Source organism: Rhodococcus sp. GQ147, assembly GCF_059759155.1.
On record NZ_JCAXDU010000001.1, the window covers coordinates 520,844 to 544,811 of the forward strand.

Below are 23,968 nucleotides of genomic sequence, written 5' to 3' on the forward strand. Positions count from 1 at the left end.
GTAGCGTGCCCCGTATGGGCAGCCCTATCGACCACACTGCGAACTACTCGTCCCCGCCTGCTGCGGTCCACGCGGCGTTCGTCGATCCGCAGTACTGGCAGACCCGGCTGAGTGAGGTCGGGGGCCCGGGTGCGGCGGTCGAACGCGCCGACTCCGGTGACGGCACGATCGAGCTCGACCTCCATCAGGCCATCCCGGCCGAGCACCTGCCGAGCATGGTGACGAGCCTCCGCCCGGGCGATCTCGTCATCCGGCGTCACGAGGCATGGGGCGCGTTCGCAGGCGGTCGCGCCGAGGGCAGGTTCTCGGCGCACGTCGACGGCATGCCCGGCGAGGTCACCGGTGGGATGACCCTCATCACCGACGGGGCGGGTTCGTCCGTCGTCATCGGTGGGACCGTCGAGGTGAAGATCCCGTTCCTCGGTTCCAAGATCGAGGGCATGATCGTCGAGCAGCTCGTCGAGCTGTTCGACGCGGAGCGCACCTTCACCGAGCAGTGGTTGAACGGGGACCACTCGGCCTGATCGCACCCCCGCTGAGCTCTCGGTGGACGGTCGCGATTTCCGGGCAGGCCGTCCGGCGCGGTAACCTGGCCGGTCGTGGCACGGCGTATCGACTACTCCGCCCGCTTCCCTCATCCACCGGAGCGGGTGTACGAGGCTCTCGCCGACCCCGCCCACTGGGAAGCGCGGATGACCGAGATGCGCAAGTACTCGGAGAACCACGTCCGCGGGTTCACGGTCTCCGAATCGGGCATCGCGCTGGTGTTGCACCACGTCCTGCCGCGTTCCGACCTGCCGGAGATCGCCCGCACGGTGATCAAGAAGGACATGGTCATCACGCGCAAGGAGAACTACGGGCCGTTCACCGACGGCGCGACCGGCACCTACCAGGCGTCGATCCCCGGCGGTCCGGGCAGCCTCACGGGCACGATGGAGCTCTTCGCCGACGACCACGGCACCACGCTCCGCACCACCTCCGAGGCCAAGGTGCACATTCCGTTCGTCGGCGGCAAACTCGAAGAACTCATCCTCACCAATCTCGTCGACGTGTTCCGCACCGAAGCGGCCATCACCGCCGACTGGCTCGCCGGTCGGTAGCGCGTGCGGAATCGAGGACCCGTCGGTGTCGTCACGCGCGGCACCACCGGCATCAACAGGCTGCGCCGCAGCGACCGCTGGGCGATGCACGACCCCCACATCACGAGGGCGTTGACGCACGCCACCGACCCGCTGGTGGTCGATCTGGGTTACGGCGCCATGCCGGTGACGACCCTCGAACTCGCCGCGCGCCTGCGTCGGGTCCGCAGCGATCTGCGCGTGGTCGGTCTCGAGATCGATCCGGACCGTGTGGTCCCGGGCCGCGACGGTGTCGCGTTCGCCCGGGGCGGCTTCGAGCTCGCGGGCCTGCGTCCGACCCTGGTCCGGGCCTTCAACGTGCTCCGGCAGTATCCGGAGGAGGCGGTCGAACCGGCGTGGGCGCACCTGCGTTCCGGCCTCGCTTCCGGCGGCCTGCTCATCGACGGCACGTGCGACGAGCTGGGCCGGCGCTGCGCCTGGGTGCTCCTCGACGAGCACGGTCCCCGTTCGCTGACCCTGGCGTGGAGCCCGTTCCACGTGGAGAGACCGTCCGACGTCGCCGAACGGCTGCCGAAGGCGCTGATCCACCGGAACGTCCCGGGCGAGCCGATCCACGCGCTGCTCCGCGCGGCCGACCGGGCGTGGGCGACGAGCGCTCCGCACGCGGCGTTCGGGCCGCGGATCCGATGGAAGGCGACGCTCGAGCTGCTGCGGGATCAGGGCTTCCCGGTGTCTCCGCCCCGCCGCCGTCTGCGTGACTGCGTGCTGACGGTGCCATGGGACGCGGTCGCGCCCGCCGGCACATCCGTCGCATCCGAGCTGGTCGCGGTCTGAGACCGTCTGTCCGAGTTCGTCCTCGCTCCGGTCGGTCAGCCCGCGGCGAGGAGCGCGAGCTCGATCCGGTCGGCCACCGCGGCCGGCTGGTTCGCCACGGCGGCGTGCAGCTGGTCGGAGTCGACCCGGCCGAGCGCGATCGCGTCGCCGACGAGTTCGTCGAGCACTTCCTGGGACACGCCGCCGGCCGCGAGGTCGACCGCGGTGCGGGCGGGTGTGGTGATCCGGAAGGCCCCGACGACCTCGCAGTCCTCCTCTGCCAGCGTCCGGTGATGCAGCGCGAGCCGGTTGCTCGGCACGGTGCGCTGGTCGGGTGTGGACAGGTGCAGGAAGCGGGGCTGCAGGTGGCCCATGCCGTGCAGGTCGGCGGCGCTCTGGTGCGAGACGACCGCTTCCCCCTCGTACCAGGTGCACCATTGGGCGAACTCGTCGAACTTCGTCCGTGGGCTGTCGCTGAGGCGGAACAGTTCGGTCTCGACGCGGATCCACAGTCCCGCCTCGATGCGTTCCGCGAAGTCGTGAGCTGCTATTCCGTGACCGACGGCCTGGCGTGCGGTGAAGAACCCGGCTTGTGTGGCGGCGAGGCGCCGCAGCGAGTCGTCGGCATCGGCCCGCCCGGTTGCGTCGTAACCTGAATCCGTCCACCCTGTCATGGCGCCCAGCGTAGCCGAAGAATGTGGTACACCTCACATATTTTCCTCATCCTGTGGCCGTGTGCTCAGTCGATCCTCAGCGTCGTCCGGGAGAATCGGCGACCATGACGCAACGGAAGCGCAACCGCACCGTCACGATCGCCGTCGTTCTCGTCGCGGCGCTGGTCGCAGTCCTGGTGGGCGCGGAGGTCTACGTCCGCAACCGCGCGACGGCCTGCCTCGCCCAGTCCTTCGAGAGCGAGCTCGGCACGGGAGTCGACGTCGACCTGAGCTGGAAGCCGGTGTTGCTCCAGCTGCTCGACCGGCAGGTTCCCTCGGTTGCTCTCGACAGCGACGACACCGCCTTCGGTCCGGCCCAGCAGATGCAGGTGCACGCCGAGGTCAACGACGTCGACCTGCGCGACTCCGCCGAGGGCGCCGGCACCATCGGCAGCTCGAGTGCTGACGTCTCGTGGCCCACCTCCGGGATCCTCGCGACCGTGCAGAGCCAGTCGGTCGGCGGCCTCGTCACCGATGTCATGGCCGACGAGAACGCGGGCACCCTGACGTTCACGGTCGGCGGCCAGGGTCTCGCGGAGTTCACCGCGCGACCGGTGGTGAACGGCGGTGTGGTGACGGTCGAGACGACCGACGCGACGATCCTCGGCATCGGGCTCCCGACGGCCCTCGTCGACGGCGTCGTGGAGATCCTGACCTCGGGTCTGCAGCAGTACCCGCTGGGTATGCAGGCCACCGAGGTGAACGTCACCGACAGCGGTATCGATCTCCGCCTCGAGGGTGGCCGCTTCGTGCTGCCGGAGGCCCCGCAGGGACAGCAGCAGCAACAACAGGAGGGCAGCTGCGGCCTCCTGTCGTGAGCGAGGAGGCCGGTCCGGCAGACCGTCGAGAGCTGTCGTCAGCTCTGGAGCCCGTCCAGCACCGCGCGGCTGCCGGACAGTCCGAGTCGCGTCGCTCCGGCCTCGATCATTGCGACCGCGTCCTCGGCGGTGCGGATGCCGCCGCTCGCCTTGATGCCGAGCTTGCCGCCCACCGTCTCCGCCATGAGCGCGACCGCGTGGGTGGTGGCGCCACCCGCGGGATGGAAACCGGTGGAGGTCTTCACGAAGTTCGCCCCGGCCTTCTCCGCGGCGCGGCACACCTCGACGATCGCCTCGTCGGAGAGCACCGCGGATTCGATGATGACCTTGAGGACAGGGTCGAAACCGATCGCTTCACGCACGGTGAGGATGTCGGCGAGGACGGCGTTGTAGTCGCCGGCCACCGCTGCGCCCACGTCGATCACCATGTCGATCTCGCGTGCGCCCTCGTCGACGGCGAGTCGCGCCTCGGCGCCCTTGATGAGGGAATGGTGCTTGCCGGAAGGGAAACCGACGACCGTCGCGACCGTGACCCCCTCGGCCCGCAGGGGCAGCATCGACGGCGACACGCACACCGCGTACACGCCGAGTTCGACGGCTTCGTCGACGAGGGCCCGCACGTCCTGCGAGGACGCTTCGGGCTTGAGGAGGGTGTGGTCGATCATCGACGCGACCTGCGCGCGGGTCAACGTAGTTCCGGACATGACTGCAGCTTTCCACACGGCGAGATCCGACGGCCGTGCTCAGCAGGCTTCGCCCCGTGCCGGGTAGTCGATTCCCATGGAAATCCTGGTGATCGCGCTTCTCGTCGCAGTTGTGGCCGTCGTGGTGGTCCGGAGGAACAGCAGACGGCGATAATTCGATACCGCCGCACCGCTTCGGCCACGACAATGATCGCGTGCTGATCCGTCGAGAACTCCCCGCCGACGTCCGTGCGACCGCCGACGTGCATCGCGCCGCGTTCGCGCCGTTCGCCCCGGAAGGTCGCGAGCCGGTCGAGCCCGGTCTGGTCGCGTCGTTGCGGGCGAGCGACGCATGGCTGCCGCCGTTGTCGCTCGTGGCCGAGGACGCCTCGGGCGCGATCGTCGGCCAGGTCGTCGCCACCCGGGGTCACGTCGGCGCCACCCCTGCCCTGGGCCTCGGTCCACTCGGTGTCCGTCCCGATTTCCAGCGCTCCGGCGTGGGCGCCGCTCTCATGCACGCCGTGCTCGGTGCGGCGGATGCCCTGGACGAGTCGATCGTGCTCCTGCTCGGACATCCCGACTACTACCCCCGCTTCGGTTTCGTGCCCGCCGCCGAACTCGGGATCTCCCCCGACGTCGAGGAGTGGGCGTCCCACTTCCAGGCACGGGCGCTCACGGCACACGACCCCGAGCTGCGGGGCACCTTCCGGTACGCCGAGCCGTTCTACGCCCTCGAGGAGCAGGCATGAACGACGATCCCGAGAACCCCTGGGCCGATTCCGCCGAGACCGCACGCACCTTCGACGCGGCGAGCGGGGATTTCGACGAGCTGACCCCGACGGTGTGGGGACCGGCCGGGCAGGCACTGGTCTTCCAGCTCGGCGTCGCCCCCGACGAGGCGGTGCTCGACGCGTGTTGCGGAACGGGATCGTCCGCGCTTCCCGCCGCCGCCGCCGTCGGACCCGAAGGTCTCGTCCACGGCGTCGACGTCGCCGACGAGATGCTCGAACACGGCCGCCTGACCGCGGAACGCCGCGGCCTGAAGAACATCGAATTCGTCTGTGCGGACGCCTCGCAGTGGGAGGCACCGTCGGACGTACCCGACGCCGGCTACGACGTGCTGTCGATCTCCTACGGGGTGTTCTTCCTCCCGGACATGGACCGAACCTTCTGGCGTCTGGTCTCGCTCGTGAGGCAGGGCGGACGCGCCGGCGTGACGGTCTGGCGACGCGGCGCGATGGAGGAGTTCTCGTCGATCGTGTTCGATGTCGCGTCGCGCTACTCCCCCGGGCTGCGCGAGCGCGGCGTCCTGCGCGACCGCACACCCCTGCACCGGATCGACACTCCGGACACACTCGAGGCGTGGCTCGCGGACGCCGGAACCGATTCCGTGGAGGTCCGCACCCTGTCGAATCTCCTTCCGGCGACGGAGGAGTTGTGCTGGTCGCTCGTAACGGGCACCGGTTTGCGCGCGGTGCTGACCGGGCTCGACTCCGGGCAGGTGGCGTCGGTGCGGCAGCAGATCGCCGAGGAGGTCACCGCACGCGGACTGCGCACGATCGATGCGACCACTCTCGTCGCCACGGGTACGGTTCGACGTCCTCCGGTCTCGGGCTGACGACCGGAGAGAGGGTCTACCGGGAGCAGGGCCGACCGGAAGTAGGACGCCGTGTGTCACCTGAGAGAATCGGGGCATGACGCTCGCCTCATCCGCCGACGATCGACGTTACGTTCTGACCCTGGGCTGCCCGGACACCACCGGGATCGTCGCCCGCATCGCGACCTTCCTCGCGGAGGTCGGTGGTTCGATCGTCGAGGCGGCCTACCACGCCGATCAAGACACCGGTTGGTTCTTCACCCGGCAGGCCGTCCGGGCGTCGTCGATCCCGTTCGGACTCGACGAGCTGCGCGAGAAGTTCGCGAGCGTCGCCGCCGACATCGGCCCGCAGACCGAATGGACGCTCTCCGACACCGGCAAGCGCAAGCGCGTCGTGCTGCTCGTCAGCAAGGAAGGGCACTGCCTGCACGACATCCTCGGACGGGTCGCCGCAGGGGAACTCGACGCCGAGATCTGCGCGGTCATCGGCAACCATCGCGATCTCGAACCGGTCGCGCAGCGACACGGCATCACCTTCCACTACGTGTCGTTCCCGAAGGATCCCGCCGAGCGCGGACCGGCTTTCGAGCAGGTCCGCAAGCTCGTCGACGCCCACGACCCGCACGCGGTGGTCCTCGCCCGGTTCATGCAGGTGCTCCCGGAGGAACTGTGCGAGCACTGGGCCGGCCGCGCGATCAACATCCACCACAGTTTCCTGCCGTCGTTCATCGGCGCACGGCCCTACCACCAGGCCTTCACGCGCGGCGTGAAGCTCATCGGCGCGACCTGCCACTACGTCACCGCCGAACTCGACGCGGGCCCGATCATCGAGCAGGACGTCATCCGCGTCAGTCACAGCGACAGCGTCAGCGACATGGTCCGTCAGGGCCGCGACGTCGAGAAGCTGGTCCTCTCGCGCGGTCTGCGCTGGCACCTCGAGGATCGGGTGCTGGTGCACGACAGTAAGACCGTCGTCTTCCGGTAGATCCCCCGAGCCGAAACCGGTCCACCCGCGAGCGGATGGACCGGTCTTTCGTGCGTGGGTGATCGGCTCAGCCGACGGGCACACCGGCTCGTTCGACAAGGTGCGCGAGCTCCTCGTCGAACCGGTCGATCGCTTCGACCGAGCTCATGTGGCCGATGCCGTCGAGCACCACGAAACGTTCGAGGTTGCCCGCACGGTCGAGTTCCTCGGCGAGACGCCGGGCGTGGACAGGCGGGGTGAGACGGTCGGCGGTTCCGACCAGCACCGTCGTCGGCACGGTGAGATTGCGCAGACCCTCACGGATGTCGAGGGCACTCAGGGCCCTGCCCCAGCCGCCCCGCGTGCGCGGCGGGCAGCCGAGCACGATCTTCTCGCAGAACTGCACCTCGGCGGCGCTCGCACCGGGCGACAGGGCCACGTAGCGCAGGGCCCGCGTCGTCACCGGGGACGCCGCCAACGGGACGGTCGCACCCATGAGCCGGCTCGCGACGGGCACCGGCACCCGCGGGAAGCGTTGCGGCAGCGGCACGATCGCCGAGTCCGCGACCAGCCGGTCGGTGCCGGTGCTCGCGAGCAGCACGCCTGCGACCGTGCGGCCGACGTTCTCCGGGTACTTCTCGGCCCACGCGATGATGCTCATCCCGCCCATGCTGTGACCTGTGAGCACGGCCTTCGAACCGGGCCGGACCACAGCGTCGAGGACCGTCTGGAGATCGTCGGCGAGCACGTCTGCTCCCAGCGTCCGCGCCCCGGCCTCGCTGTCGCCGTGCCCGCGCTGGTCGTAGACCACCACCCGGTAGTTCTCCGCGAAGGCGTTGATCTGCGGGGTCCAGTACGCGGCGTTGCACGTCCAGCCGTGACAGAACACCAGCACGGGAGCGTCCGCGTCGCCATAGGCGAGCACGTTCAGCCGGGCACCGTCGTCGGCGCGGACGTCGAGGATCTCGGGTTCGAGTTCCGGTTCGCGCAGCAGCTCGTGCGGGGCGACGTCCTCGGTACGGACGACCGTCCGACGACGCCGGCGGACGAGCACGGCGGTGGTCGCCGCGGCAGCGAGGACGATCGAGCCCGCGGCGATCGACGCGGTCGGGGACGGCTTTCTCACGGGTGGAATTCTCCTGTCGGTTCGGTGGAGCAGCGCGACGTCACAGGACGTGCGCGCGACGCAGAAGCAGAGTGGACGGACCGCCGATCAGTCCCACCTCGTCGAGGAACTCGACCGTGCGGCGAGTGCCCTGACGGAGCTTGTCGTGGTAGTGCCTGTTCTCCTGCGCGGCCTTCTTCGCTTCGGCGACGTCGAGTCCGGCCGCGGCGTAGACCTGGTCGTTCACGAGGCTGGTGACGACGAAGTACGCGCTCACCCCGAGGTGGATCCGGATCCATGCCCGCTCGAGACGTCCGAGCCGGGCCGAGCGCCTGCGTGTCTCCTCGCGGGCGTAGCGGATGTGCCGCGACTCCTCCACGACGTGGACGTGACTCACCGTCCGGGTGATGGGCTGCACCCGCTCGTCGCGCATGAAATCGCGCTGCATCATGTCGAGGATCTCCTCGGCGAACAGGGTGCCGCCGTAGGCGAGGGCGCCGCGCGCGACAGCCTTGAACAGCCGGCCGGTCTCGCGGATCCAACGCTTGGGCCGGTAGGAGGGGATGCCGTATCGCTGCGCCGACCGCGCGAACATGATCGAGTGCCGGCATTCGTCGGCGATCTCGGTGAGCCCGAACTGCACGTAGGGGGTTGCCGGATCGTGCCGGTAGAGATCGCGGACGAGCATCTGCATGAGGATCATCTCGAACCAGATCCCGGTGCCGGCGATGCTCGCGGCCTCGTGCTCGGTGAGGGTGATGCGCTGATCCTCCGACATGCGTTCCCACAGGTCGGTGCCGTAGAGACTGCACCACTCCGGGGTCATGCCGTACTTGCCGTCCACGAGCGGCGCGTCCCAGTCGATCTCGAGCTCGGGATCGTAGGAGAGCCGCGCCGACGAATCGAGCAGGCGTTGCGCGGTCTCCTGCCGGTGATCCGTGGAGTGTTCACCCGGCAGGCTGTCGTGCTTTCGCAAGAGCGTCATCGCCGATCACCTCGTCTCGGAAAATTATCCGTTACCCGAAGTGTCATTATCTGGATCACACTTGTCAAGCGAAAGGGAGGCCCGACCCCCTACCACCGAGGGCGCTGGACCTCCTCGACCCGCGGACGGACGTCCACGAGGTACACGCACACGGCGACGACCGCGATGATCCCGAGCAGACCCACCGCGCCGAAGACGACGAGGACGAGCAACGCGGCCACGAGGATGCCGAGCCAGACGGGCTTGGTCAGCTTGTCGACGGCCGGAAACGCCTCGGCGGGCTGACGCACGACGTGGAACAGCGCGAATCCCGCCCCGGCGATGGCGATGATCTGCAGCGCGAGGATGATCAGACCGGCAAGTGAATCGACATTGGTCACCACACCAGTCTACGAGAATCGGCCCTCGTGCGAGTTCGCACGAGGGCCGATCGATCACTGCAGGTCAGGAACCGCTGGTCTTGCGCGGAGCCGCCTTCTTGGCAGGGGTCTTCTTCGCCGGGGTCTTGGCGGCGGTCTTGGCCGGAGCCTTGGCGGCGGGCGTCTTGGCAACCGTCTTGGCCGGGGCCTTCGCCGGAGCCTTGGCGGGAGTCTTCTTGGCCGGAGCCTTGGCCGGGGTGACCTCGACCGGCTCGACCGGGGTGGCCACCGACTCGACCTTCTCCGCAGCCTTGTCGGCCGCTTCGCGGACCTCGCCGCGGGCCGACTCGACCCGTCCGGCGGTCTCGGAGCCCGTCTCTTCGGCACGCTCACCGAGCTCGACGACGCGCTCGGCGGCCTTGTCGCCGGCGTCGGACACGGCCTCGCTCACCTCGCCGCTCGTCTCGGAGATGCGGCCGGCCGCGCGACCCGCGAGCTTAGCGGCCTGCTCGCCGACCTCGCGGGTCCGGCGGGCCACCGTCCCGAGGGCTTCCTCGGTGAGGTCGGCGGCGTCGCCGAGCACGGCTTCGGCGCGACCGAGGCCGTCCTCGAGGGCCGGCTGGGAGCGCAGACGCTCGATGGTCTCCTCACCGCGCTCGGCAAGTGCGGTGTAGAGGTCGGAGGCGACCTTCAGGTACGCCTCGGCGACCTTGCGCAGCTCCTCGGTGCTGAAGCGCTCGCGCAGCTCCGCGATCTCCTCGGGCAGCTCGGCCGGGAGTTCGGCGAGACGCTCGCGGAGGGACTCGACGGTCTCGGTGAGATCGGCGGGCAGGGTCGCGAAGCGGTCGCGGGCGGTCTCGACCCGCTCGGCCACCTCGGTGCGGTTGGTCTCCGCACGTCGGCGCGCCTGGGCCACGAGGTCGGCGACGGCCTGGACGACGGCGTCGCCGGCACCGACCGCGGCGTAGAGGGAGGTACGGATGTTGGTGGGATCGGTCATGGAGTTTTCTCCTCGTCGAAGTCTGTCGGATGGTCGGGCCGGGCCTCGCCGGTGTTCTGCTGGTTCTCTCGGCAGAACGAGTCGTAGATGTCGAGCAGGACCTGCTTCTGCCGCTCGGTGAGAACGGTGTCGACGAGCACCGCGTCGCGCACGGCGCTCTCCGCTCGATGCTCGAGGATCCCCGCTCGCACGTAGAGAACCTCGGCCGAGAGCCGCAACCCCTTGGCGATCTGGGCGAGCACTTCCGCGGACGGCTTGCGCAGGCCCCGTTCGATCTGGCTCAGGTACGGGTTGCTGACACCGGCCAGTTGCGACAACTGGCGGAGCGACACCTGTGCAGCCTCGCGCTGCGACCGAATGAAGGCACCGATGTCCTGGGCGGCGTTGTTGACCACCCGAACGGCGATATCCCCCGGTCCGGCGCTGTCGTCCGGCGTGTCCGAGCCCTCGATCGGATCTGGTTCCGTGGACACACCGACCAGTCTACGGACAAGTGCTAGCTACAGCAAGCACCTTGCTAGCACGTGACCGTCGTCACGCGAACAGCAACTCCGAGACCGTGTAGATCGTCAACCCGGCGAGTGAGCCGACCACCGTGCCGTTGATGCGAATGAACTGCAGGTCGCGACCCACGGCGAGTTCGATCTTGCGGCTGGCCTCCTCGGCGTCCCAGCGCTCGACCGTCTCGCGGATGACGGAGGTGATCTCGTCGGCGTAGTTGGACGCGACGAAACGCACCGCGTCGAGCAACCAACCGTCGATCTTGGTGCGCAGCTCGGCGTCCTCACGCACTCGGATGCCGAACGCCATGACGTTCTCCGCGATCTTCGTGCGCAGGGTGCTGTTCGGGTCGTCCACCGAGTCGAGGATCATCCGCTTGGCCGTCCGCCAGGTCGCCGCGGCGAGCCCGGTGATCTCGTCGCGGCCCATGATCTCGGCCTTGACCTTCTCCGCCTTGGCGATGGTCACGGGATCGCTTTGCAGGTCGCGGGCGTAGTCGGCGAGGAACTTGTTGACCGCGAGCCGCACCTCGTGGTCGGGATTCGACCGCACCTTCCACGTGAACTCCACGAGTTCGCGGTGGATCTTCTCGCCGAGCAGCAGGTCGACGAACTTCGGCGACCACGACGGCGAGTCGCGGCTGATCACGCGGTCGATGGTCTCCTGGCTCCCGAGCGCCCACTGGTGCGCGCGTTCGGCGAGCATGTCGACGAGCGGCAGGTGGCGGTTCTCGGCGAGGAGTTCGGTGAGGACACGCCCGATGGGCGGTCCCCATTCCGGTTCGGCGATCCGCTTGACGATGGTGTGGTCGATGATCTGCTGGATGTCGTCCTCGCGCAGGATTCCGACCACGCCGCGCAGGACCGTCGACGTCTCCTTGGCCACACGCTGGGCGTTCTCGGGTTCGGCGAGCCAGGTACCGACCCGCAGCGGGATCTGCGCCGACTCGACCTTGGCCGACACCACCTCGGGTGCGAGGAAGTTGTTGCCGACGAACGAGCTCAGGTTGGCGCCGAGCTGGTCCTTCTTCCGCTTGATGATCGCCGTGTGCGGGATGGGTATCCGTAGTGGGTGCCGGAACAGGGCGGTCACGGCGAACCAGTCGGCGAGCGCGCCGACCATGCCGGCCTCGGAAGCCGCGCGCACGTAACCCACCCATGCGCCGGCGCCGCGGGTTTCCTGCCAGCGGCAGAAGAGATAGATGATCGCGGCGGCGACGAGGAAGCCGGTCGCGACCGCCTTCATACGGCGGAGTTCTCGGCGTTTGATCTCGTCGTCGGTCGTCAGGAGCTGCACCCGATCGATTGTGCCGAAAGTCGGCACTCGGCGGACGGATCGCCCTCGAGTTCTGAAGGACGGGGGGCCGGATCGTAGACTGAGCCGACGATCGAAACCGAACGGATGTGCCACACAGTGTCCAGCAGACCGCAGACGACTTCGACCACGACCTCGAGCGAGGCCGCCCCGCCCGTGAAGCAGGACGGCCGCAAACGGCGCTGGCACGAGCACAAGATCGCCCGCCGGGAAGAGCTCGTGGACGGCACCATCAACGCGATCCGCTCCCGCGGCCACGAGATCGGCATGGACGAGATCGCCGCCGAGATCGGCGTGTCGAAGACGGTGCTCTACCGCTACTTCACCGACAAGAGCGACCTGACGACCGCGACGATGCTGCGGTACGTCGAGACGGTCCTCGCTCCCCGGATCTACGCGGCGGTCGCGGAGGATCTCGACGAGTACGAGCTCACCCGGGAGGCGATCACCGCCTACGTCGAGACCGTCGCCGACGATCCCGAGGTCTATCTGTACGTGATGAGCAACAGCGCGTCGGCGGGGCGCGACGTCGTGGCCGATTCGGAGCGGATGATCGCCGAGCTCGTCGCTACCGTCCTCGGGGAACGGCTGCGGCTGCTCGAGATGGATTCGGGTGGTGCCGTGCCGTGGGCGTACGGAATCGTCGGCGGCATCCAGCTCGCGACGCACTGGTGGATCTCGAACAAGTCGATGACCGCCGAGGACCTGATCGATTACCTTACGATGATGATCTGGGGCGGCATGAACGGCATCGCCGGAGTCGCCGGATCTCCGGTGCGCTTCAAGTCGCAACCGCATCCACTCCTGCCGGAGTCGTCGACCACTCCCTGATCGACACCTTTACTGTTACTCGAAGTTGCACGTATAGTGCGGGCATGAGCGACCACGCCGACGACCTGCACGACGAGGACGATCCCGGCTACCGCGGTCCCGCCGAGGTCACCGTGGGCAACCGCACGGTCGCCGTCGATGTCGAGATCTCCGGACGGTTCGACCCCCTGCTCGGCCGGCACGTGTGGCGCGGCCGGCTCCGCAGGCTCGCCGAGACCCTCGGAGCAGACTCCTCGCCTGCCCCCGGCACCACCGTGACGATCACGGTGCCCGACGCCCCCCAGACCGCGACCGCCCGCATCTCGGAGGTCGACCTGTGGGGCAGCCACATGGTCGACGGCATCTCGCGACCGCCCTACCCTCTGCCAACCGAGACCGACAGTGTCGATCCCGCCTGATCACGACTGCGTGTGGCACACGCCCGATGACCACTGCGTGTGGCACACGCCCGATGACGCCTGCGTGTGACACGCTGGCGGGATGACGAAGGACGACGTCTTCCGGCCCGCATCGATCGTCGAAGCCCTCCGGGCGACGCCCGAGACCCGCGTCGCCGACATCGACACGAACGGCACCCCGGGATTCGACGGCGACAAGGCGCTCGGCGAACGTCTGTTCGCCGAACGTGGTGCCGTCCTCTCCGATCTGCAGGAGATGCTGTTCGCCGAGGGGCGGACCGGCGGCACCCGCTCGGTGCTGCTGATCCTGCAGGGCATGGACACCGCCGGGAAGGGCGGCATGGTGCGTCACGTCGTCGGCCAAATCGACCCGCAGGGCGTCGACCATAAGGCCTTCGGGGTGCCGACGGAGGAGGAGAAGCGGCACCACTTCCTGTGGCGGATCGCGAAGGCCCTCCCCCGCAACGGTCAGCTCGGCGTCTTCGACCGGTCGCACTACGAGGATGTGCTGGTCGCGCGGGTGAGATCACTGGTGCCGGAGAATGTCTGGCGCGGACGCTACGACGAGATCAACCGGTTCGAGAGCGAAGTCGTCCGGGAGGGCACGACCATCGTGAAGGTCGCGATGTTCGTCTCGTTGGACGAGCAGAAGAAGCGCCTCGCCGAGCGCCTCGAGCGCCGCGACAAGCACTGGAAGTACGACCCGAGCGATGTCTCGGAGCGCGCCCTGTGGCCGCAGTACCAGCAGGCCTATCAGGACATGCTGGATCGGACCAGCACCGACGAGGCGCCCTGGTACGTCGTACCGTGCGACCGCAAGTGGTACAGCCGCCTCGCGGTGACGGAACTGCTCATCGACGCGTTCGAACGTCTCGACCTCGATTGGCCGGAGCCGACTTTCGACATCGAAACGGAGAAGCGCCGACTCGCAGAGTCGTGATGTCGTGTGAGTGATGCGAGTCGGCTTTCACCGACTCGCGTCAGGTATCACCCTCAGAACAGATGCGGGGTGTCGTAGTGCCGTCTGTGGTCTCGGCGCACGGTTCCGGCCATCATGCCGAATGCCGCGCCGAGTGCGACGACAGCGCCGAGCGCCGCGACGAGCGCCCAGCCCGAGAATCCGTACCCCGCGGCGACGATCGTCAGGGCGATCATCAGGATCGAGGCGAGTGCGAGCGCATAGGCGCTCCAGGCTACGAACAGATTGAGTTTCACGACCGGCCTCCTCGGACGAGGTGTGTCCCTCTCGATGCCGACGGTACCTGCACGTGACTCGCATCACAACCGACCGGTGGATTCCTTCAGCACCTCGTAGCGGAGGACGGCGAACTCGCCGCTCTGCCCGAGCTCGGTGAGGCGCATCTCCACGTGTAGCGGGAGCAACGGACGGCCGGAACCGATGGTCACCGGCGCGAAGGAGACGACGAGCTCGTCGAGCAGACCGCGCTCGGCGAACTGTCCGGCGAGATCACCGCCGCCCACCATCCACAGGTCGCGGCCGTTCGCGGCCTCGGCCATCTCGTCGTAGACCTGACGGACGTCCTTCTGTGTGAAGCGGATGTCGCCGGGTTCGTCGCCTGCCCGGGCGACGGGCAGGTCGTCGCGATGCGTGAACACCCAGCAGGGCAGGTCGTACTCCCACTTGTCCTCGCCTGCATGGTCGAGCACCCAGCGGTAGGTGGACGAGCCCATGACGATGGCGCCGATACCGGCGATGAACTTCTCGTAGTCGAACGGCCCGCCGTCACCGGACTCCCGGGTGAGCAACCAGTCGAGCGAATGGTCCTCGGTGGCGAGGAAGCCGTCCAGTGTGCTTGCGGTGTAGTAGATCATCCGGGTCATGAGCTGCTCCTGTTCCAGTCGAGTGGATCTCCGTGATCGACGTCGAGCCCGACCGCCCGCATCATGTGCCGCGCGAGTTGACGGCGGTGTGCGGCGAAGGTGAGGACGTGGGCGACCACTCCCCCGAGGACGAAGCTCTCGGGAGGGTCGCACAGGGCGTCGATGAGCACGTCGCCCCAGGCGCCGCGGCGATGGATGTCGCGGATCGTCTCCACCCAGCGCGGAGCAACATCCTCGAAACGCACTGTCAGAGAGTCGATCCCGTTGTCAGAATCCTCGGGGTGGTCAGCGCCGGCCATCGAGGCCAACCACATCTCCTTGGCACGTACCAGGTTGCCGAGCACACGTGAGACGGATTCCTCGGGACCGTCCCATTCGAGGACCACCAGTCCGGGGAACCTGATCCGGTCGCGCTCGTCGTCGTCGAGCTCGGTGGCGCGCCCGAGGAGATAGCGGGTGTCCGCGAGGTCGTGCTGCACCATCTGCGCGAGGACCTCGGCGGCCGGGTAGTCGGGCGCGGTGGACCGCCCTCCGTCCTCCTCGACCCAGAGATTGGTGGGCGGATGGAAATGTACGCCGTTGGGGGCGGGCAACCAGTGATCGACGGGCGCGGGCGCCCAGTGGTCGACGGGCGCAGGCGCCCCGGGATCCCTACGGCCGGTGCCGAGCACCCGGGCGGCCTCGCTGGGCGGATATCCGTAGGCACGGACGAAGGCTCGGGCGAACCCTTCGACGCTGTCGTAGCCGGCGGCGAACGCCGCATCGGTGACCGAACTGCCGTGACGCAGTTGCCAGGCGGCACGCTCGAGCATCACCCGGCGCCGCAACGCCACCGGCGACTCGCCGGTGCCCACCGCGAAGGTGCGGCTGAAGTGCCACTGCGACGCGTAGGCGTGCTGCGCCATCCGTTCGAGGGTCGCGTTGTTCTCGTCGAGAACGGCGTCGAGCAGTTCCCGCAGTCGGTCACGGCCGAAGGTCATGCGTTCAGTGTCGCGCACAGACCCCGGCCGCCGCCCGACCGTTCTTGCTCTCTACCGGCTCACCCGGTCAGCCCGGCATGGTCTCGCCGCCGAGCGGGGCGAGTACCTCACCGCTGTAGTACGACGACATCGTCTCCGATGCGAAGAAGACGTAGGACGGGGCGATCTCGTCGGGCTGCGCGGCGCGGCCGAAAGGGGCCTGTTGCCCGAACTCGGAGACCTTCTCCGCGTCCATCGTCGCCGGGATCAACGGTGTCCACACCGGTCCGGGCGCCACGCAGTTCACGCGGATCTGCCTGTCCTGCAGTGCCTGCGCGAGCGAGTAGGTCAGGGCTATCACCGCGCCCTTGGTCGCCGAGTAGTCGATGAGCGTCTTGTTGCCGCGCAGACCGTTGACCGACGCGGTGTTGATGACGGAACCGCCCGGCGTCAGATGCGGCAGGGCCGCCTTCGTCACGTGGAAGAAGCTGTCGATGTTCACGGCGAAGGTGTGGCGCCACTGCTCCTCGCTCAACTCGGCGAAATCGTCGACGGGCTGCTGGGTGCCGGCATTGTTGACGAGGATGTCGAGGCCACCGAGTTGCTCGACCGTCTCGGCCACCACCGCCCGGCAGTGCTGCGCGTCGCCGAGGTCGCCCGCGATCACGTGGCATGTGCGGCCCTCGCGTCGCACCAGGTCGGCGGTGTGTTCGGCGTCGCGGTGTTCCTCGAGGTACGCGATCGCGACGTCGGCACCCTCCTTCGCGAAGGCGACGGCGACCGCCCGTCCGATGCCGGAGTCGCCGCCCGTGACGAGGGCCTTGCGGCCGGACAGCAACCCGCGGCCGACGTAACCGCGCATCTCGTCGGCGGGGCGTTCGGCCATCTCGTCGGTCTCACCGGGATAGTCGATGGTGTGTGGTTCTCGTTCGCGGTCCTCGCTCATGGCCGCCGGATACCCACAGGCTGCATCGATATTCACGCCCGTTTCCCCGGTCCGCACCGACCGACGGGTCGTTTCTGCACCGACCGACGGGTCGTTTCTGCACCGACCGACGGGTCGTTTCTGCACTGCTCCGAGAGGGTAACCCCGGCGTATGGCTCATGAGACCCGGATGTGCGACGTGCACGACGCTCCGCTTCCCACGCCCCGCGGACCCATCTCCGCCGAGATCGTCGAGCGACTCGGTGGCCCGGTGGACGATGCCGTGTGGGACGTCGCGACCGACGGCGCGGATGCCTACGGCGAGGACGTCCAACTCGCTCTGGCCGTTCTCTACGAGCTCCACTACCGCGGGTTCGCGGGCGTCGACCCGGCCTGGGAATGGGCACCGGGCCCGCTCGGGGTCCGGGCGCGCCTCGAGCGCATCTTCCTCGATCGGCTGCGCGCCGACGTCCCGGCTTCCGACGATCCGCAGGGTGTCCTCGAGGACCTGTGCCGCGAGCCGGACGACTCGTGGGGTGTCTCCCACGAGCTCGCCGCGAACGGCACGTGGGAGATGATGCGCGAGTTCTTCGTGCATCGCTCGATCTACCACCTCAAGGAAGCGGACCCACACGCCCTCGCGATCCCGCGACTGTCCGGTCGCGCCAAAGCCGCGCTGGTCGCCGTCGAGTTCGACGAGTACGGCGGAGGTCGGGCCGAGCGCATGCACTCGCGGTTGTTCGCCGACCTGCTGCTCGCCGCCGGCCTGAAGGACGACTATCTGGGCTATCTCGACGTCGTTCCCGCCGTCACCCTTGCAACGGTGAACTTCATGTCGTTGTGCGGTCTGCACCGCGCATATACGCCGATGCTGGTCGGGATGTTCGCCGCGGCCGAGATCACCACCGCCCCCAGCGCCCGCCGCATGGTCGAGGCTCTCGAGCGTCTGGGCGCCGACGACGCGTGCGTCCTCTTCTACTCCGAGCACATCGAGGCCGACGCCGTCCACGAGCTCGTCCTGCGGCACGACGTGGTGGGTTACATGATCGAACAGGATCCGGCTCGGGCGCAGGACATCTCGTTCGGTGCGCAGGCCATCGAGTTCCTCGAGGGCCGGCTCGGAAGCCATCTGCTGGGCAGCTGGACCGCCGGTCGCAGCTCGCTCCTCACGTCGGCGGAGGCACCGGCCTGACACTCGGGTACGAGACAGCGAGTGGAGCCCCGGGACAGTGCGTCCCGGGGCTCCACTCGTCGGTGCCGGGGTCCCGGCTCAGTCGATCAGGCCGGGTTCGTGTGTGGGGGTACCACCGGACCCGCGGAGGCGGCGTCGACGGAGGTTGAGCGCGGACATCACCACGCCGACGACGATGAGCACGGCGGCAGCGATGGCTCCGACGATCACCCATCCCTCGAATCCGTCGCCCGCCGCGTAGAGTACGAGAGCGACGACAGCGATCCCCGCGAGGATGCAGGCGTATCCGACCCAGCCCGAAGCTCGGGACGCAGTGGTGGGAGCGTGAGCTCGATTCGATGGTTTCGTCATGGTGGTGGATACCGCATCCGGCCCTCCACGAAACCAGCCCTCCACGAACCCGCCCTCCACGGCCCAGCAGGGGACGACGGAGGGCAGCGGATGGTTCTGCGCAGGAGAGCGTTACGGCCGAGAGTGTTACGGCGGTATCCGCCGGCCGATGGGCCCACGTTCGACGAGCGCGGCGAGTCGTTCGCGCGCGCTGCGCGGAGAGAGGACGGGGCTGTCGGTGCCCGTCGCGCTGCGCATGCCGCGCACCGTCTCGGACCACACCTCGGGACCGTCGTACTTCGGCGACCATCCGAGTTCCTCGCGGGCCCTTCTGCAGTCGAGCATCGGGCAGGTGTAGGCGAGGTCGATCCATCCGCCCTGCACCGGTTGCAACCGTAGGCGCCAGGTCGCTTCGGCGAGCGCCGACAGACCCCATCGCGGCACCGGAATCGTCGGGCAGTCGAACGGAGCGGCGAAGTCCCGCGCTCCCACCGGGGTCGGTGCACCCAGGTTGAACGGACCGGGCACCCGTCGCTCGAGCGCTGCGACCAGCGCGTCCGCCACATCGTCGGAGTGCACGGCGGGAATCGTGAGCTTGTGATCGATCGGGATCAACGGCAGATGGTTCGTGATGCCGGCGGGCACGAACTCGGGCAGCACGTAGCGTTCGAGGCCCGAGCCGGAGACGAGCTGCCCGATGAATCCCGGGCGGAAACGGGTGAGGACGGGCACGTTCGTGCCGGACTCGAAGTCGTCGAGGAATGTCTCCGCCGCAACCTTGTCGACGCTGTAGACACAGGTGGGCACGCCTTCGCGGGCCCACGACTCGTCGACCTCCCGACGGTAGGCGCCCTCGGAGTACACGGCGGCGGAGGACATGTGGATCACGTGCGCGACACCGGCGTCGGCGGCGGCCGTCATGACGGCGCGGGTACCGTCCACCGCCACCCGCCGGAGATAGTCGCGACGGTGCGAGGGCTGGAATCCCCAGGCCAGGTGCACAACGGCGTCGGCCTCCGCGAAGATCGGAGTCAGGACCCGGGCGGCGTCGGGAGCCCCGAGGTCCACGGCGCACCACTTCGCCGCCGCATACGGATCGCGCGCCGGGGGAATCCGGCGCGCGATCGCGACGATATCGAGTTGCGCGGGGTGAGCGGCCAGCCGGCGCAGGAGCGCCGTGCCGACATTTCCGCTCGCTCCGGTGACGACGATGCGTCGTGGCAGACCGGTTCGGGGTGTGGAAGCCATCGGCATCGTCGGTATCGTCCGGGTGTCCCGGTCAGCGGGCCGATTCCGCTGCGTCCTTCTCCGTCTGCGCATCGGCGTTCGGGAGAATACCGGCAGCGTTCTCGAGGTGCGCGCGGACGAACCACTGGAACTTCTCCAGCTGGCCGGTCTGGCCGATCAGGACGTCCTCGGTGATCGGGTCGAGCTTGCCGACCTCGTCGATCGCCTTGCGGTTGTCGGTGATGATGCCGTCGTAGACGAGGTCCAGCGCAGCGAGGTGCGCCTGCGCGGTGTCGCGGCCGACCGAGTAGTCGTCCCACGTGCGGTTCTTCTCGATGGCGCCCGGCGTGCCCTTGGGCGACGCACCGAGCGCGGCGATCCGCTCGGCGACCTCGTCCGCGTATCCGCGCACGAGCTCTACCTGCGGGTCGATCATCTCGTGGACGCCGATGAAGTTCGGACCGACGACGTTCCAGTGGATGTGCTTCAGCGTGAGGTGCAGGTCGTTGTAGGCACTCAGGCGCTCCTGGAGAATCTTCGCGGTGCGCGAGCCGTCGGCATCGCTCAGACCGGGAACCGTATAGCTCGAGTTCGACATATTCTTCCTCCGGAATGCTCTCGGGTGTGTCGGAAGGCGAATACCCGAGGCACGGTGGAATCCAAACATCCGAGCGCACCGGACGTCCCGTGACCTGCGTCGAATGAATTTGTCCGGATCAGGCGAGTCACAAACGTTTGGAAACGGACCAACCCGGTTATTCGATCGCCGGGCACCGAGGCTTCCAGGTTTCGGTCATGACATCTGAGGTGGCGACAATGATCATTCTGGGTCTGATTCTGTTGGTGGTGGGGTTCTTCACCGGTATCTCGATCCTCACCACACTCGGAGTGATACTTCTGGTGATCGGCGTGATCCTTGCGATCTTGGGCGCGACGGGCCGGGCGATCGGCGGACGCGCGCACTGGTACTGACCCCCTGTCGATCGTCCGTGCCGGAAGGAGACGTTCGGCACGAGGCAGAACTGCGAATCCCGGGTGCTCACGGCACTCGGGATTCGTCGTTTCCGGACCCTTACGACCCCGCCCCGATACGACAGGCCGACCGGCGGCCCGGGGTCCCGGAACGACGTCCGGGCCGGCCCCTGTGCAGGGACCGGCCCGGACCGGAAGGTTAGTTCGATGCCTAGGTGTCGGTGCGCGCCGCCGCCTTCGGCGTACGGAGTGCGCGATGGCTGGTGTCGCAGAGGGGGTACAGCGCGCTGCGGTGACACCGGCACACGGCCACCACGAAACGGTCCGAGACCGTCTCGGCGCCGTCGTCCTCGACGATCCGCACCGGGCCCTCGACGAGGGTGGGACCGCCCCTCACCTGCCGCACGACCCGTGCTTCGCACTCTCCGTCGGCGGTGAGCTGCGTGATCTTCGGTGCCTTGCTCACGTTCTCAACTCCTCGTGCGGGGGCGGTCGGCGCGGACGACGACCACCTCCTCGGTCAGTGCCCCGGGCTCCGCCAGTTGCGACGAGTACAGATAGTCCGTGCGGTTGCGAAGGACCGGTCCGAAGGGGATACGGCTGCGGGCGACGACGGATGCCTTGAGGTCCGCCTCGCGCAGCCGGGACAGTGTTGCCTCCACACCGGTGAACTCGGAGTGCACGATCAGCGCGAATCCGCCGGGCGTGAGCAGGGTGGGCAGGCTGTCGCACAACGGATCGAGCACGCAGCGGCCGTCGGCGCCGGCATCCCAGCGCGGGTCGCGGTTCTCCCCGTCGCACGGAACGTACGGCGGATTCGACAAGACGATGTCGAACGGACCGTGGCGCAACGCCTCGTCCAGGCCTCCCTGCCGGGCACGGATCGGCAGCCGGCGCGACCACGCGTTGACGCGGGCGCTGAACACGGCTCGCGGGTTGATGTCGAAGGCCGTCACCGACGAAGCACCGAGCATGGCGGCGTTCACCGCCAGAAACCCTGTCCCGGTGCAGAAGTCGAGCACCTTCGCACCCTTCGTACCGCCTGCGTCCGCAAGCGCGCCTGCGAGCAGATACGAATCCTCTTGGGGGCGGTACACCCCCGGAAGACGCCATACCCGCGGCGAATCCGATCCGTCCAGCACCAGGGAAGCTGTCACGTCACACCACCTCGGTATCTCGAGTTCGACGGCATCTCCACCACCCCGGGCCGAAAACCCGGATCCGTCCGTTCGCGGGCGGATACCCGCGCGACTTCCGTGTGAAACACGCCACCGTTCCGCGTGGGAGGCCCAGCAATCACGAGAACAGCACCCGGCGAGCGGCATTTCGCACGCGTCGGGTCACCGGAGCGGTGCGTTTGCCGTCCGCGAGTGCGGCGTGAGCGGCGTTCCAGCCACCCATGCCGTGGACTCCCCCGCCCGGATGCGCACCCGAGCTGGCGAGATACACCCCTTCGACCGGCGTCCGCGGTCCGCCGAAACCGGGAGTGGGCCGCAGGAACAACTGCTGGTGGACCTGCGCGGTTCCACCGTTGACGGCGCCGCCGACGAGATTTGCGTCGGCCGCTTCGAGGTCGCCGGGTCGCTGGACGTGCCGGCCGACCACGCGTGCACCGAAACCCGGTGCGTAGGCCTCGAGTTGCGCGTCGACGCGTTCGGCGAGGTGGTCGGCGGACGCGTCGTCGGTGATGCCCCGCGGCAGATGTGTGTAGGCCCAGCAGCTTTCGGTTCCCTCGGGCGACCGCGTCGTGTCGGTGGTGGTCATCTGCCCGAAGAGGAGGAAGGGCGACTCGGGGACGACCCCGGTGGACAGATCGGCCGACCACCGGATCATCGCGTCCGTATCGGCACCGACGTGCACCGTGCCGGCCCCGCTCAACGAGGGCGAACGCCACGGCACGCGGCCGTCGAGCGCGTAGTTCACCTTCACGACCGGGGTGTCCCATTCGAACTTGCGCAGGTCGTCGAGTACCCGTGACCCGACGGCGTCGGCCGGGAGGAGCCGCGTGTACAGGGCCGGGGCCGAGGTATCGGCGAGGACGGCACGTCGCACCTTCACCCGCTCGCCACCGGCGATCCGGACTGCGGAGACCTTCCCGCCCTGCACCTCCACGCCGACGACCGGCGAGTCGCACCGCAGCTGGGCACCCGCTGCGGCGCCGCGCCGGACCAGCGCGTCGGTGAGCGCTCCCGCGCCGCCGACCGGCGCGGGGAATCCGACGTCCTGCGCGAGCATCGTGAGCATGTAACCCATCACGCCGCTGCCGGGCGCCTCGGGCGGTGTGTCGGCATGCATGGCATTGCCCAGGAGCAGCAGCCGCGCCGCCGAACCGCCGAACAACTCCGATGACATCCGGGTGACGGGCAGCGCGAGCATGCGCGCGTAGCGCAGCAGATCTCCCGTCTTCATGGTGCGCAGCAGGTCCACGGAACCCCGGACGGGCGGGAACGGACCGAGGAGCAGTTCGAGAAGCGCGCCGCGTATCTGCTTCCACTGGTCGAACAGCGCCAGCCACGCTTCCCCGTCACCGACGTAGCGACGCTCGAGGTCGGCCGCCGTGTCGGTCGGATCCGGAGAGACGACGATCGCGTCCTCGTCGTCGGGGCCCAGCGGGTGACCGAAGGCCTTCGGGGAACGCGCCCAGCGGAGGCCGTGCGACGCGAGATCGAGGGCTTGGAAGGCCGGTGAGGCCACACCGAGCGGATAGAACGCGCTGAACAGATCGGCGCAGTATCCCGGGTGAAGTTCTGCGCTGCGCACCGCTCCACCGGGTTCGGGTTGTTCCTCCAGTACGAGGACGTCCCATCCGGCGTCGGCGAGCACCGCGGCGGCGGTCAGACCGTTGGGTCCGGCGCCGATGACAACCGCATCGACCGTCGCGTCGCTCATTCGGTGGCGCCTTCGGCGAGCAGCACCAGCCGTCTCAGGCATTCCTGGTTCCGTGGCAACACCATTTCCTCCTGTACGCGATCGGGGACGAGGGCGTACGGTCCTTCGACGACGTGTTCGGCCATCGTGATGCGGGTGCCGCCGTCGTGGGTGGGTTCGAGCGAGATCGCGATCTCGGCCTTGCCGAACAGCCAGGCACGTGCGCGCAGCACCAGTTGCCGTTCGGGCACCACCTCGCTGACCTCGGTGTGGTCGTCGAGCAGGAGAGGCCACAGACCCACCGAATGATGGATCCGGGTGTCCCGTTGCGGCCAGGCGGGGTCGACGGCCCGGATGCGCGACGCACCCACCACCCATGCCGCGTACCGCCAGCCGTCGGCGAGGATCTCCCATACACGCGCCGGTGCCACCGAAGTCTCGATCGTCGCGATCCTGGCCATGCCCGCTCCTCATCCTCTGGACGACAGCTCGC

At 68.5% G+C, this 23,968-nt stretch carries 31 protein-coding genes; 12 read left to right on the plus strand and 19 right to left on the minus strand.

The features are described from left to right. Positions 1 to 14 precede the first annotated feature (14 nt). From AC6CID_RS02280 to AC6CID_RS02290, 3 genes are all read left to right on the plus strand, one after another. The gene (locus AC6CID_RS02280; RefSeq protein ID WP_064061799.1) at positions 15 to 524 is read left to right on the plus strand and encodes a DUF2505 domain-containing protein; all 510 of its coding nucleotides are present in this window, start codon (positions 15 to 17) and stop codon (positions 522 to 524) included. Between the two features lie 75 nt (positions 525 to 599). After that, positions 600 to 1,100, plus strand: coding sequence for a DUF2505 domain-containing protein (locus AC6CID_RS02285; protein ID WP_498353508.1), 501 nt, complete (start codon positions 600 to 602; stop codon positions 1,098 to 1,100). A 3-nt stretch (positions 1,101 to 1,103) separates the two neighbouring features. Beyond that, entirely contained in the window at positions 1,104 to 1,913 is an 810-nt protein-coding gene (locus tag AC6CID_RS02290; protein ID WP_498353509.1) for a class I SAM-dependent methyltransferase, read from the plus strand. Between the two features lie 35 nt (positions 1,914 to 1,948). Here the strand turns inward: AC6CID_RS02290 and AC6CID_RS02295 are convergent, their stop codons facing one another. Next, a complete protein-coding gene (locus AC6CID_RS02295; RefSeq protein ID WP_006552373.1) occupies positions 1,949 to 2,566 on the minus strand; it encodes a type IV toxin-antitoxin system AbiEi family antitoxin domain-containing protein in 618 nt (205 codons plus the stop codon). Positions 2,567 to 2,670: 104 nt separating this feature from the next. Here AC6CID_RS02295 and AC6CID_RS02300 point away from each other — a divergent pair, with 104 nt between their 5' ends. Continuing rightward, positions 2,671 to 3,423 carry an LmeA family phospholipid-binding protein gene (locus tag AC6CID_RS02300; RefSeq protein WP_006552374.1) on the plus strand — a complete coding sequence of 251 codons (753 nt, stop codon included), beginning with the start codon at positions 2,671 to 2,673 and terminating at the stop codon, positions 3,421 to 3,423. 38 nt (positions 3,424 to 3,461) lie between these two features. On the opposite strand, the gene deoC is transcribed toward AC6CID_RS02300, so the two are convergent. Continuing rightward, complete coding sequence (gene deoC, locus AC6CID_RS02305; RefSeq protein WP_019291175.1) at positions 3,462 to 4,127, minus strand: deoxyribose-phosphate aldolase; 666 nt, start codon at positions 4,125 to 4,127, stop codon at positions 3,462 to 3,464. A gap of 194 nt (positions 4,128 to 4,321) precedes the next feature. Here deoC and AC6CID_RS02310 point away from each other — a divergent pair, with 194 nt between their 5' ends. The 3 genes from AC6CID_RS02310 to purU all read left to right on the plus strand — a co-directional run bounded on the left by AC6CID_RS02310 (position 4,322) and on the right by purU (position 6,688). Continuing rightward, on the plus strand, positions 4,322 to 4,855 hold the full coding sequence (locus AC6CID_RS02310; RefSeq protein ID WP_064061802.1) for a GNAT family N-acetyltransferase: 534 nt from the start codon (positions 4,322 to 4,324) through the stop codon (positions 4,853 to 4,855). After that, positions 4,852 to 5,724 carry a class I SAM-dependent methyltransferase gene (locus AC6CID_RS02315; protein ID WP_024101749.1) on the plus strand — a complete coding sequence of 291 codons (873 nt, stop codon included), beginning with the start codon at positions 4,852 to 4,854 and terminating at the stop codon, positions 5,722 to 5,724. The genes AC6CID_RS02310 and AC6CID_RS02315 overlap by 4 nt, the downstream gene beginning before the upstream one ends. 76 nt (positions 5,725 to 5,800) lie before the next feature. Further along, complete coding sequence (gene purU, locus AC6CID_RS02320; RefSeq protein ID WP_006552379.1) at positions 5,801 to 6,688, plus strand: formyltetrahydrofolate deformylase; 888 nt, start codon at positions 5,801 to 5,803, stop codon at positions 6,686 to 6,688. A 67-nt stretch (positions 6,689 to 6,755) separates the two neighbouring features. Here the strand turns inward: purU and AC6CID_RS02325 are convergent, their stop codons facing one another. From AC6CID_RS02325 to AC6CID_RS02350, 6 genes are all read right to left on the minus strand, one after another. After that, complete coding sequence (locus tag AC6CID_RS02325; protein ID WP_064061803.1) at positions 6,756 to 7,793, minus strand: alpha/beta fold hydrolase; 1,038 nt, start codon at positions 7,791 to 7,793, stop codon at positions 6,756 to 6,758. 40 nt (positions 7,794 to 7,833) lie between these two features. Further along, a complete protein-coding gene (locus AC6CID_RS02330) occupies positions 7,834 to 8,757 on the minus strand; it encodes an AurF N-oxygenase family protein (protein ID WP_006552381.1) in 924 nt (307 codons plus the stop codon). An 89-nt stretch (positions 8,758 to 8,846) separates the two neighbouring features. Further along, positions 8,847 to 9,137, minus strand: coding sequence for a DUF2516 family protein (locus AC6CID_RS02335; protein ID WP_024101750.1), 291 nt, complete (start codon positions 9,135 to 9,137; stop codon positions 8,847 to 8,849). A 64-nt stretch (positions 9,138 to 9,201) separates the two neighbouring features. Then, positions 9,202 to 10,116, minus strand: coding sequence for a hypothetical protein (locus AC6CID_RS02340; RefSeq protein WP_064061804.1), 915 nt, complete (start codon positions 10,114 to 10,116; stop codon positions 9,202 to 9,204). Then, positions 10,113 to 10,589, minus strand: a complete 477-nt coding sequence (locus AC6CID_RS02345) for a helix-turn-helix domain-containing protein (protein ID WP_006552384.1) — start codon at positions 10,587 to 10,589, stop codon at positions 10,113 to 10,115. The genes AC6CID_RS02340 and AC6CID_RS02345 overlap by 4 nt, the downstream gene beginning before the upstream one ends. A 61-nt stretch (positions 10,590 to 10,650) precedes the next feature. Next, positions 10,651 to 11,862 carry a DUF445 domain-containing protein gene (locus AC6CID_RS02350; protein WP_259443923.1) on the minus strand — a complete coding sequence of 404 codons (1,212 nt, stop codon included), beginning with the start codon at positions 11,860 to 11,862 and terminating at the stop codon, positions 10,651 to 10,653. 156 nt (positions 11,863 to 12,018) lie between these two features. Here AC6CID_RS02350 and AC6CID_RS02355 point away from each other — a divergent pair, with 156 nt between their 5' ends. The 3 genes from AC6CID_RS02355 to AC6CID_RS02365 all read left to right on the plus strand — a co-directional run bounded on the left by AC6CID_RS02355 (position 12,019) and on the right by AC6CID_RS02365 (position 14,100). Next, entirely contained in the window at positions 12,019 to 12,762 is a 744-nt protein-coding gene (locus AC6CID_RS02355; protein ID WP_024101752.1) for a TetR/AcrR family transcriptional regulator, read from the plus strand. A 44-nt stretch (positions 12,763 to 12,806) separates the two neighbouring features. Beyond that, positions 12,807 to 13,160, plus strand: a complete 354-nt coding sequence (locus tag AC6CID_RS02360; RefSeq protein WP_498353510.1) for a DUF4873 domain-containing protein — start codon at positions 12,807 to 12,809, stop codon at positions 13,158 to 13,160. Between the two features lie 82 nt (positions 13,161 to 13,242). Next, positions 13,243 to 14,100: a polyphosphate kinase 2 family protein gene (locus tag AC6CID_RS02365; RefSeq protein WP_064061806.1), complete on the plus strand. Its 858-nt coding sequence runs from the start codon at positions 13,243 to 13,245 to the stop codon at positions 14,098 to 14,100. 53 nt (positions 14,101 to 14,153) lie between these two features. On the opposite strand, the gene AC6CID_RS02370 is transcribed toward AC6CID_RS02365, so the two are convergent. The 4 genes from AC6CID_RS02370 to AC6CID_RS02385 form a co-directional block, all read right to left on the minus strand. Continuing rightward, positions 14,154 to 14,375, minus strand: a complete 222-nt coding sequence (locus AC6CID_RS02370; protein ID WP_006552390.1) for a hypothetical protein — start codon at positions 14,373 to 14,375, stop codon at positions 14,154 to 14,156. 63 nt (positions 14,376 to 14,438) lie between these two features. Continuing rightward, positions 14,439 to 15,002, minus strand: a complete 564-nt coding sequence (locus AC6CID_RS02375; protein ID WP_024101753.1) for a dihydrofolate reductase family protein — start codon at positions 15,000 to 15,002, stop codon at positions 14,439 to 14,441. Then, positions 14,999 to 15,982, minus strand: coding sequence for a helix-turn-helix transcriptional regulator (locus tag AC6CID_RS02380; protein WP_064061813.1), 984 nt, complete (start codon positions 15,980 to 15,982; stop codon positions 14,999 to 15,001). Before AC6CID_RS02380 ends, AC6CID_RS02375 begins: the two co-directional genes overlap by 4 nt. A gap of 67 nt (positions 15,983 to 16,049) precedes the next feature. Then, on the minus strand, positions 16,050 to 16,907 hold the full coding sequence (locus tag AC6CID_RS02385; RefSeq protein WP_019291163.1) for an SDR family oxidoreductase: 858 nt from the start codon (positions 16,905 to 16,907) through the stop codon (positions 16,050 to 16,052). Between the two features lie 151 nt (positions 16,908 to 17,058). On the opposite strand from AC6CID_RS02385, the gene AC6CID_RS02390 reads away from it, so the two are divergent. Continuing rightward, on the plus strand, positions 17,059 to 18,078 hold the full coding sequence (locus tag AC6CID_RS02390; RefSeq protein WP_006552394.1) for an iron-containing redox enzyme family protein: 1,020 nt from the start codon (positions 17,059 to 17,061) through the stop codon (positions 18,076 to 18,078). Positions 18,079 to 18,156: 78 nt separating this feature from the next. Here the strand turns inward: AC6CID_RS02390 and AC6CID_RS02395 are convergent, their stop codons facing one another. From AC6CID_RS02395 to AC6CID_RS02405, 3 genes are all read right to left on the minus strand, one after another. Further along, positions 18,157 to 18,429, minus strand: coding sequence for a hypothetical protein (locus tag AC6CID_RS02395; protein WP_006552395.1), 273 nt, complete (start codon positions 18,427 to 18,429; stop codon positions 18,157 to 18,159). Positions 18,430 to 18,555: 126 nt separating this feature from the next. Beyond that, on the minus strand, positions 18,556 to 19,662 hold the full coding sequence (locus AC6CID_RS02400; protein ID WP_064061808.1) for an NAD-dependent epimerase/dehydratase family protein: 1,107 nt from the start codon (positions 19,660 to 19,662) through the stop codon (positions 18,556 to 18,558). A gap of 25 nt (positions 19,663 to 19,687) precedes the next feature. Next, entirely contained in the window at positions 19,688 to 20,233 is a 546-nt protein-coding gene (locus AC6CID_RS02405; RefSeq protein ID WP_006552397.1) for a Dps family protein, read from the minus strand. Between the two features lie 218 nt (positions 20,234 to 20,451). On the opposite strand from AC6CID_RS02405, the gene AC6CID_RS02410 reads away from it, so the two are divergent. Next, entirely contained in the window at positions 20,452 to 20,607 is a 156-nt protein-coding gene (locus tag AC6CID_RS02410; protein WP_006552398.1) for a DUF6131 family protein, read from the plus strand. A gap of 211 nt (positions 20,608 to 20,818) precedes the next feature. Here the strand turns inward: AC6CID_RS02410 and AC6CID_RS02415 are convergent, their stop codons facing one another. The 4 genes from AC6CID_RS02415 to AC6CID_RS02430 all read right to left on the minus strand — a co-directional run bounded on the left by AC6CID_RS02415 (position 20,819) and on the right by AC6CID_RS02430 (position 23,936). Further along, positions 20,819 to 21,073, minus strand: a complete 255-nt coding sequence (locus AC6CID_RS02415; RefSeq protein ID WP_019291160.1) for a CDGSH iron-sulfur domain-containing protein — start codon at positions 21,071 to 21,073, stop codon at positions 20,819 to 20,821. Between the two features lie 4 nt (positions 21,074 to 21,077). Next, complete coding sequence (locus tag AC6CID_RS02420; protein WP_019291159.1) at positions 21,078 to 21,704, minus strand: HemK2/MTQ2 family protein methyltransferase; 627 nt, start codon at positions 21,702 to 21,704, stop codon at positions 21,078 to 21,080. 199 nt (positions 21,705 to 21,903) lie between these two features. Beyond that, entirely contained in the window at positions 21,904 to 23,496 is a 1,593-nt protein-coding gene (locus tag AC6CID_RS02425) for a phytoene desaturase family protein (RefSeq protein WP_498353511.1), read from the minus strand. Next, the gene (locus AC6CID_RS02430; RefSeq protein WP_006553563.1) at positions 23,493 to 23,936 is read right to left on the minus strand and encodes an SRPBCC family protein; all 444 of its coding nucleotides are present in this window, start codon (positions 23,934 to 23,936) and stop codon (positions 23,493 to 23,495) included. Before AC6CID_RS02430 ends, AC6CID_RS02425 begins: the two co-directional genes overlap by 4 nt. Positions 23,937 to 23,968 lie beyond the last annotated feature (32 nt).

Coding starts and splice junctions, on each gene's coding strand:
- AC6CID_RS02280 (WP_064061799.1), top strand. CDS start 15: ATGGGCAGCCCTATCGACCACACTGCGAACTACTCGTCCCCGCCTGCT.
- AC6CID_RS02295 (WP_006552373.1), bottom strand. CDS start 2,566: ATGACAGGGTGGACGGATTCAGGTTACGACGCAACCGGGCGGGCCGAT.
- AC6CID_RS02300 (WP_006552374.1), top strand. CDS start 2,671: ATGACGCAACGGAAGCGCAACCGCACCGTCACGATCGCCGTCGTTCTC.
- deoC (WP_019291175.1), bottom strand. CDS start 4,127: ATGTCCGGAACTACGTTGACCCGCGCGCAGGTCGCGTCGATGATCGAC.
- AC6CID_RS02315 (WP_024101749.1), top strand. CDS start 4,852: ATGAACGACGATCCCGAGAACCCCTGGGCCGATTCCGCCGAGACCGCA.
- purU (WP_006552379.1), top strand. CDS start 5,801: ATGACGCTCGCCTCATCCGCCGACGATCGACGTTACGTTCTGACCCTG.
- AC6CID_RS02330 (WP_006552381.1), bottom strand. CDS start 8,757: ATGACGCTCTTGCGAAAGCACGACAGCCTGCCGGGTGAACACTCCACG.
- AC6CID_RS02340 (WP_064061804.1), bottom strand. CDS start 10,116: ATGACCGATCCCACCAACATCCGTACCTCCCTCTACGCCGCGGTCGGT.
- AC6CID_RS02350 (WP_259443923.1), bottom strand. CDS start 11,862: ATGAAGGCGGTCGCGACCGGCTTCCTCGTCGCCGCCGCGATCATCTAT.
- AC6CID_RS02355 (WP_024101752.1), top strand. CDS start 12,019: ATGTGCCACACAGTGTCCAGCAGACCGCAGACGACTTCGACCACGACC.
- AC6CID_RS02360 (WP_498353510.1), top strand. CDS start 12,807: ATGAGCGACCACGCCGACGACCTGCACGACGAGGACGATCCCGGCTAC.
- AC6CID_RS02365 (WP_064061806.1), top strand. CDS start 13,243: ATGACGAAGGACGACGTCTTCCGGCCCGCATCGATCGTCGAAGCCCTC.
- AC6CID_RS02375 (WP_024101753.1), bottom strand. CDS start 15,002: ATGACCCGGATGATCTACTACACCGCAAGCACACTGGACGGCTTCCTC.
- AC6CID_RS02380 (WP_064061813.1), bottom strand. CDS start 15,982: ATGACCTTCGGCCGTGACCGACTGCGGGAACTGCTCGACGCCGTTCTC.
- AC6CID_RS02385 (WP_019291163.1), bottom strand. CDS start 16,907: ATGAGCGAGGACCGCGAACGAGAACCACACACCATCGACTATCCCGGT.
- AC6CID_RS02390 (WP_006552394.1), top strand. CDS start 17,059: ATGGCTCATGAGACCCGGATGTGCGACGTGCACGACGCTCCGCTTCCC.
- AC6CID_RS02395 (WP_006552395.1), bottom strand. CDS start 18,429: ATGACGAAACCATCGAATCGAGCTCACGCTCCCACCACTGCGTCCCGA.
- AC6CID_RS02400 (WP_064061808.1), bottom strand. CDS start 19,662: ATGCCGATGGCTTCCACACCCCGAACCGGTCTGCCACGACGCATCGTC.
- AC6CID_RS02405 (WP_006552397.1), bottom strand. CDS start 20,233: ATGTCGAACTCGAGCTATACGGTTCCCGGTCTGAGCGATGCCGACGGC.
- AC6CID_RS02410 (WP_006552398.1), top strand. CDS start 20,452: ATGATCATTCTGGGTCTGATTCTGTTGGTGGTGGGGTTCTTCACCGGT.
- AC6CID_RS02425 (WP_498353511.1), bottom strand. CDS start 23,496: ATGAGCGACGCGACGGTCGATGCGGTTGTCATCGGCGCCGGACCCAAC.
- AC6CID_RS02430 (WP_006553563.1), bottom strand. CDS start 23,936: ATGGCCAGGATCGCGACGATCGAGACTTCGGTGGCACCGGCGCGTGTA.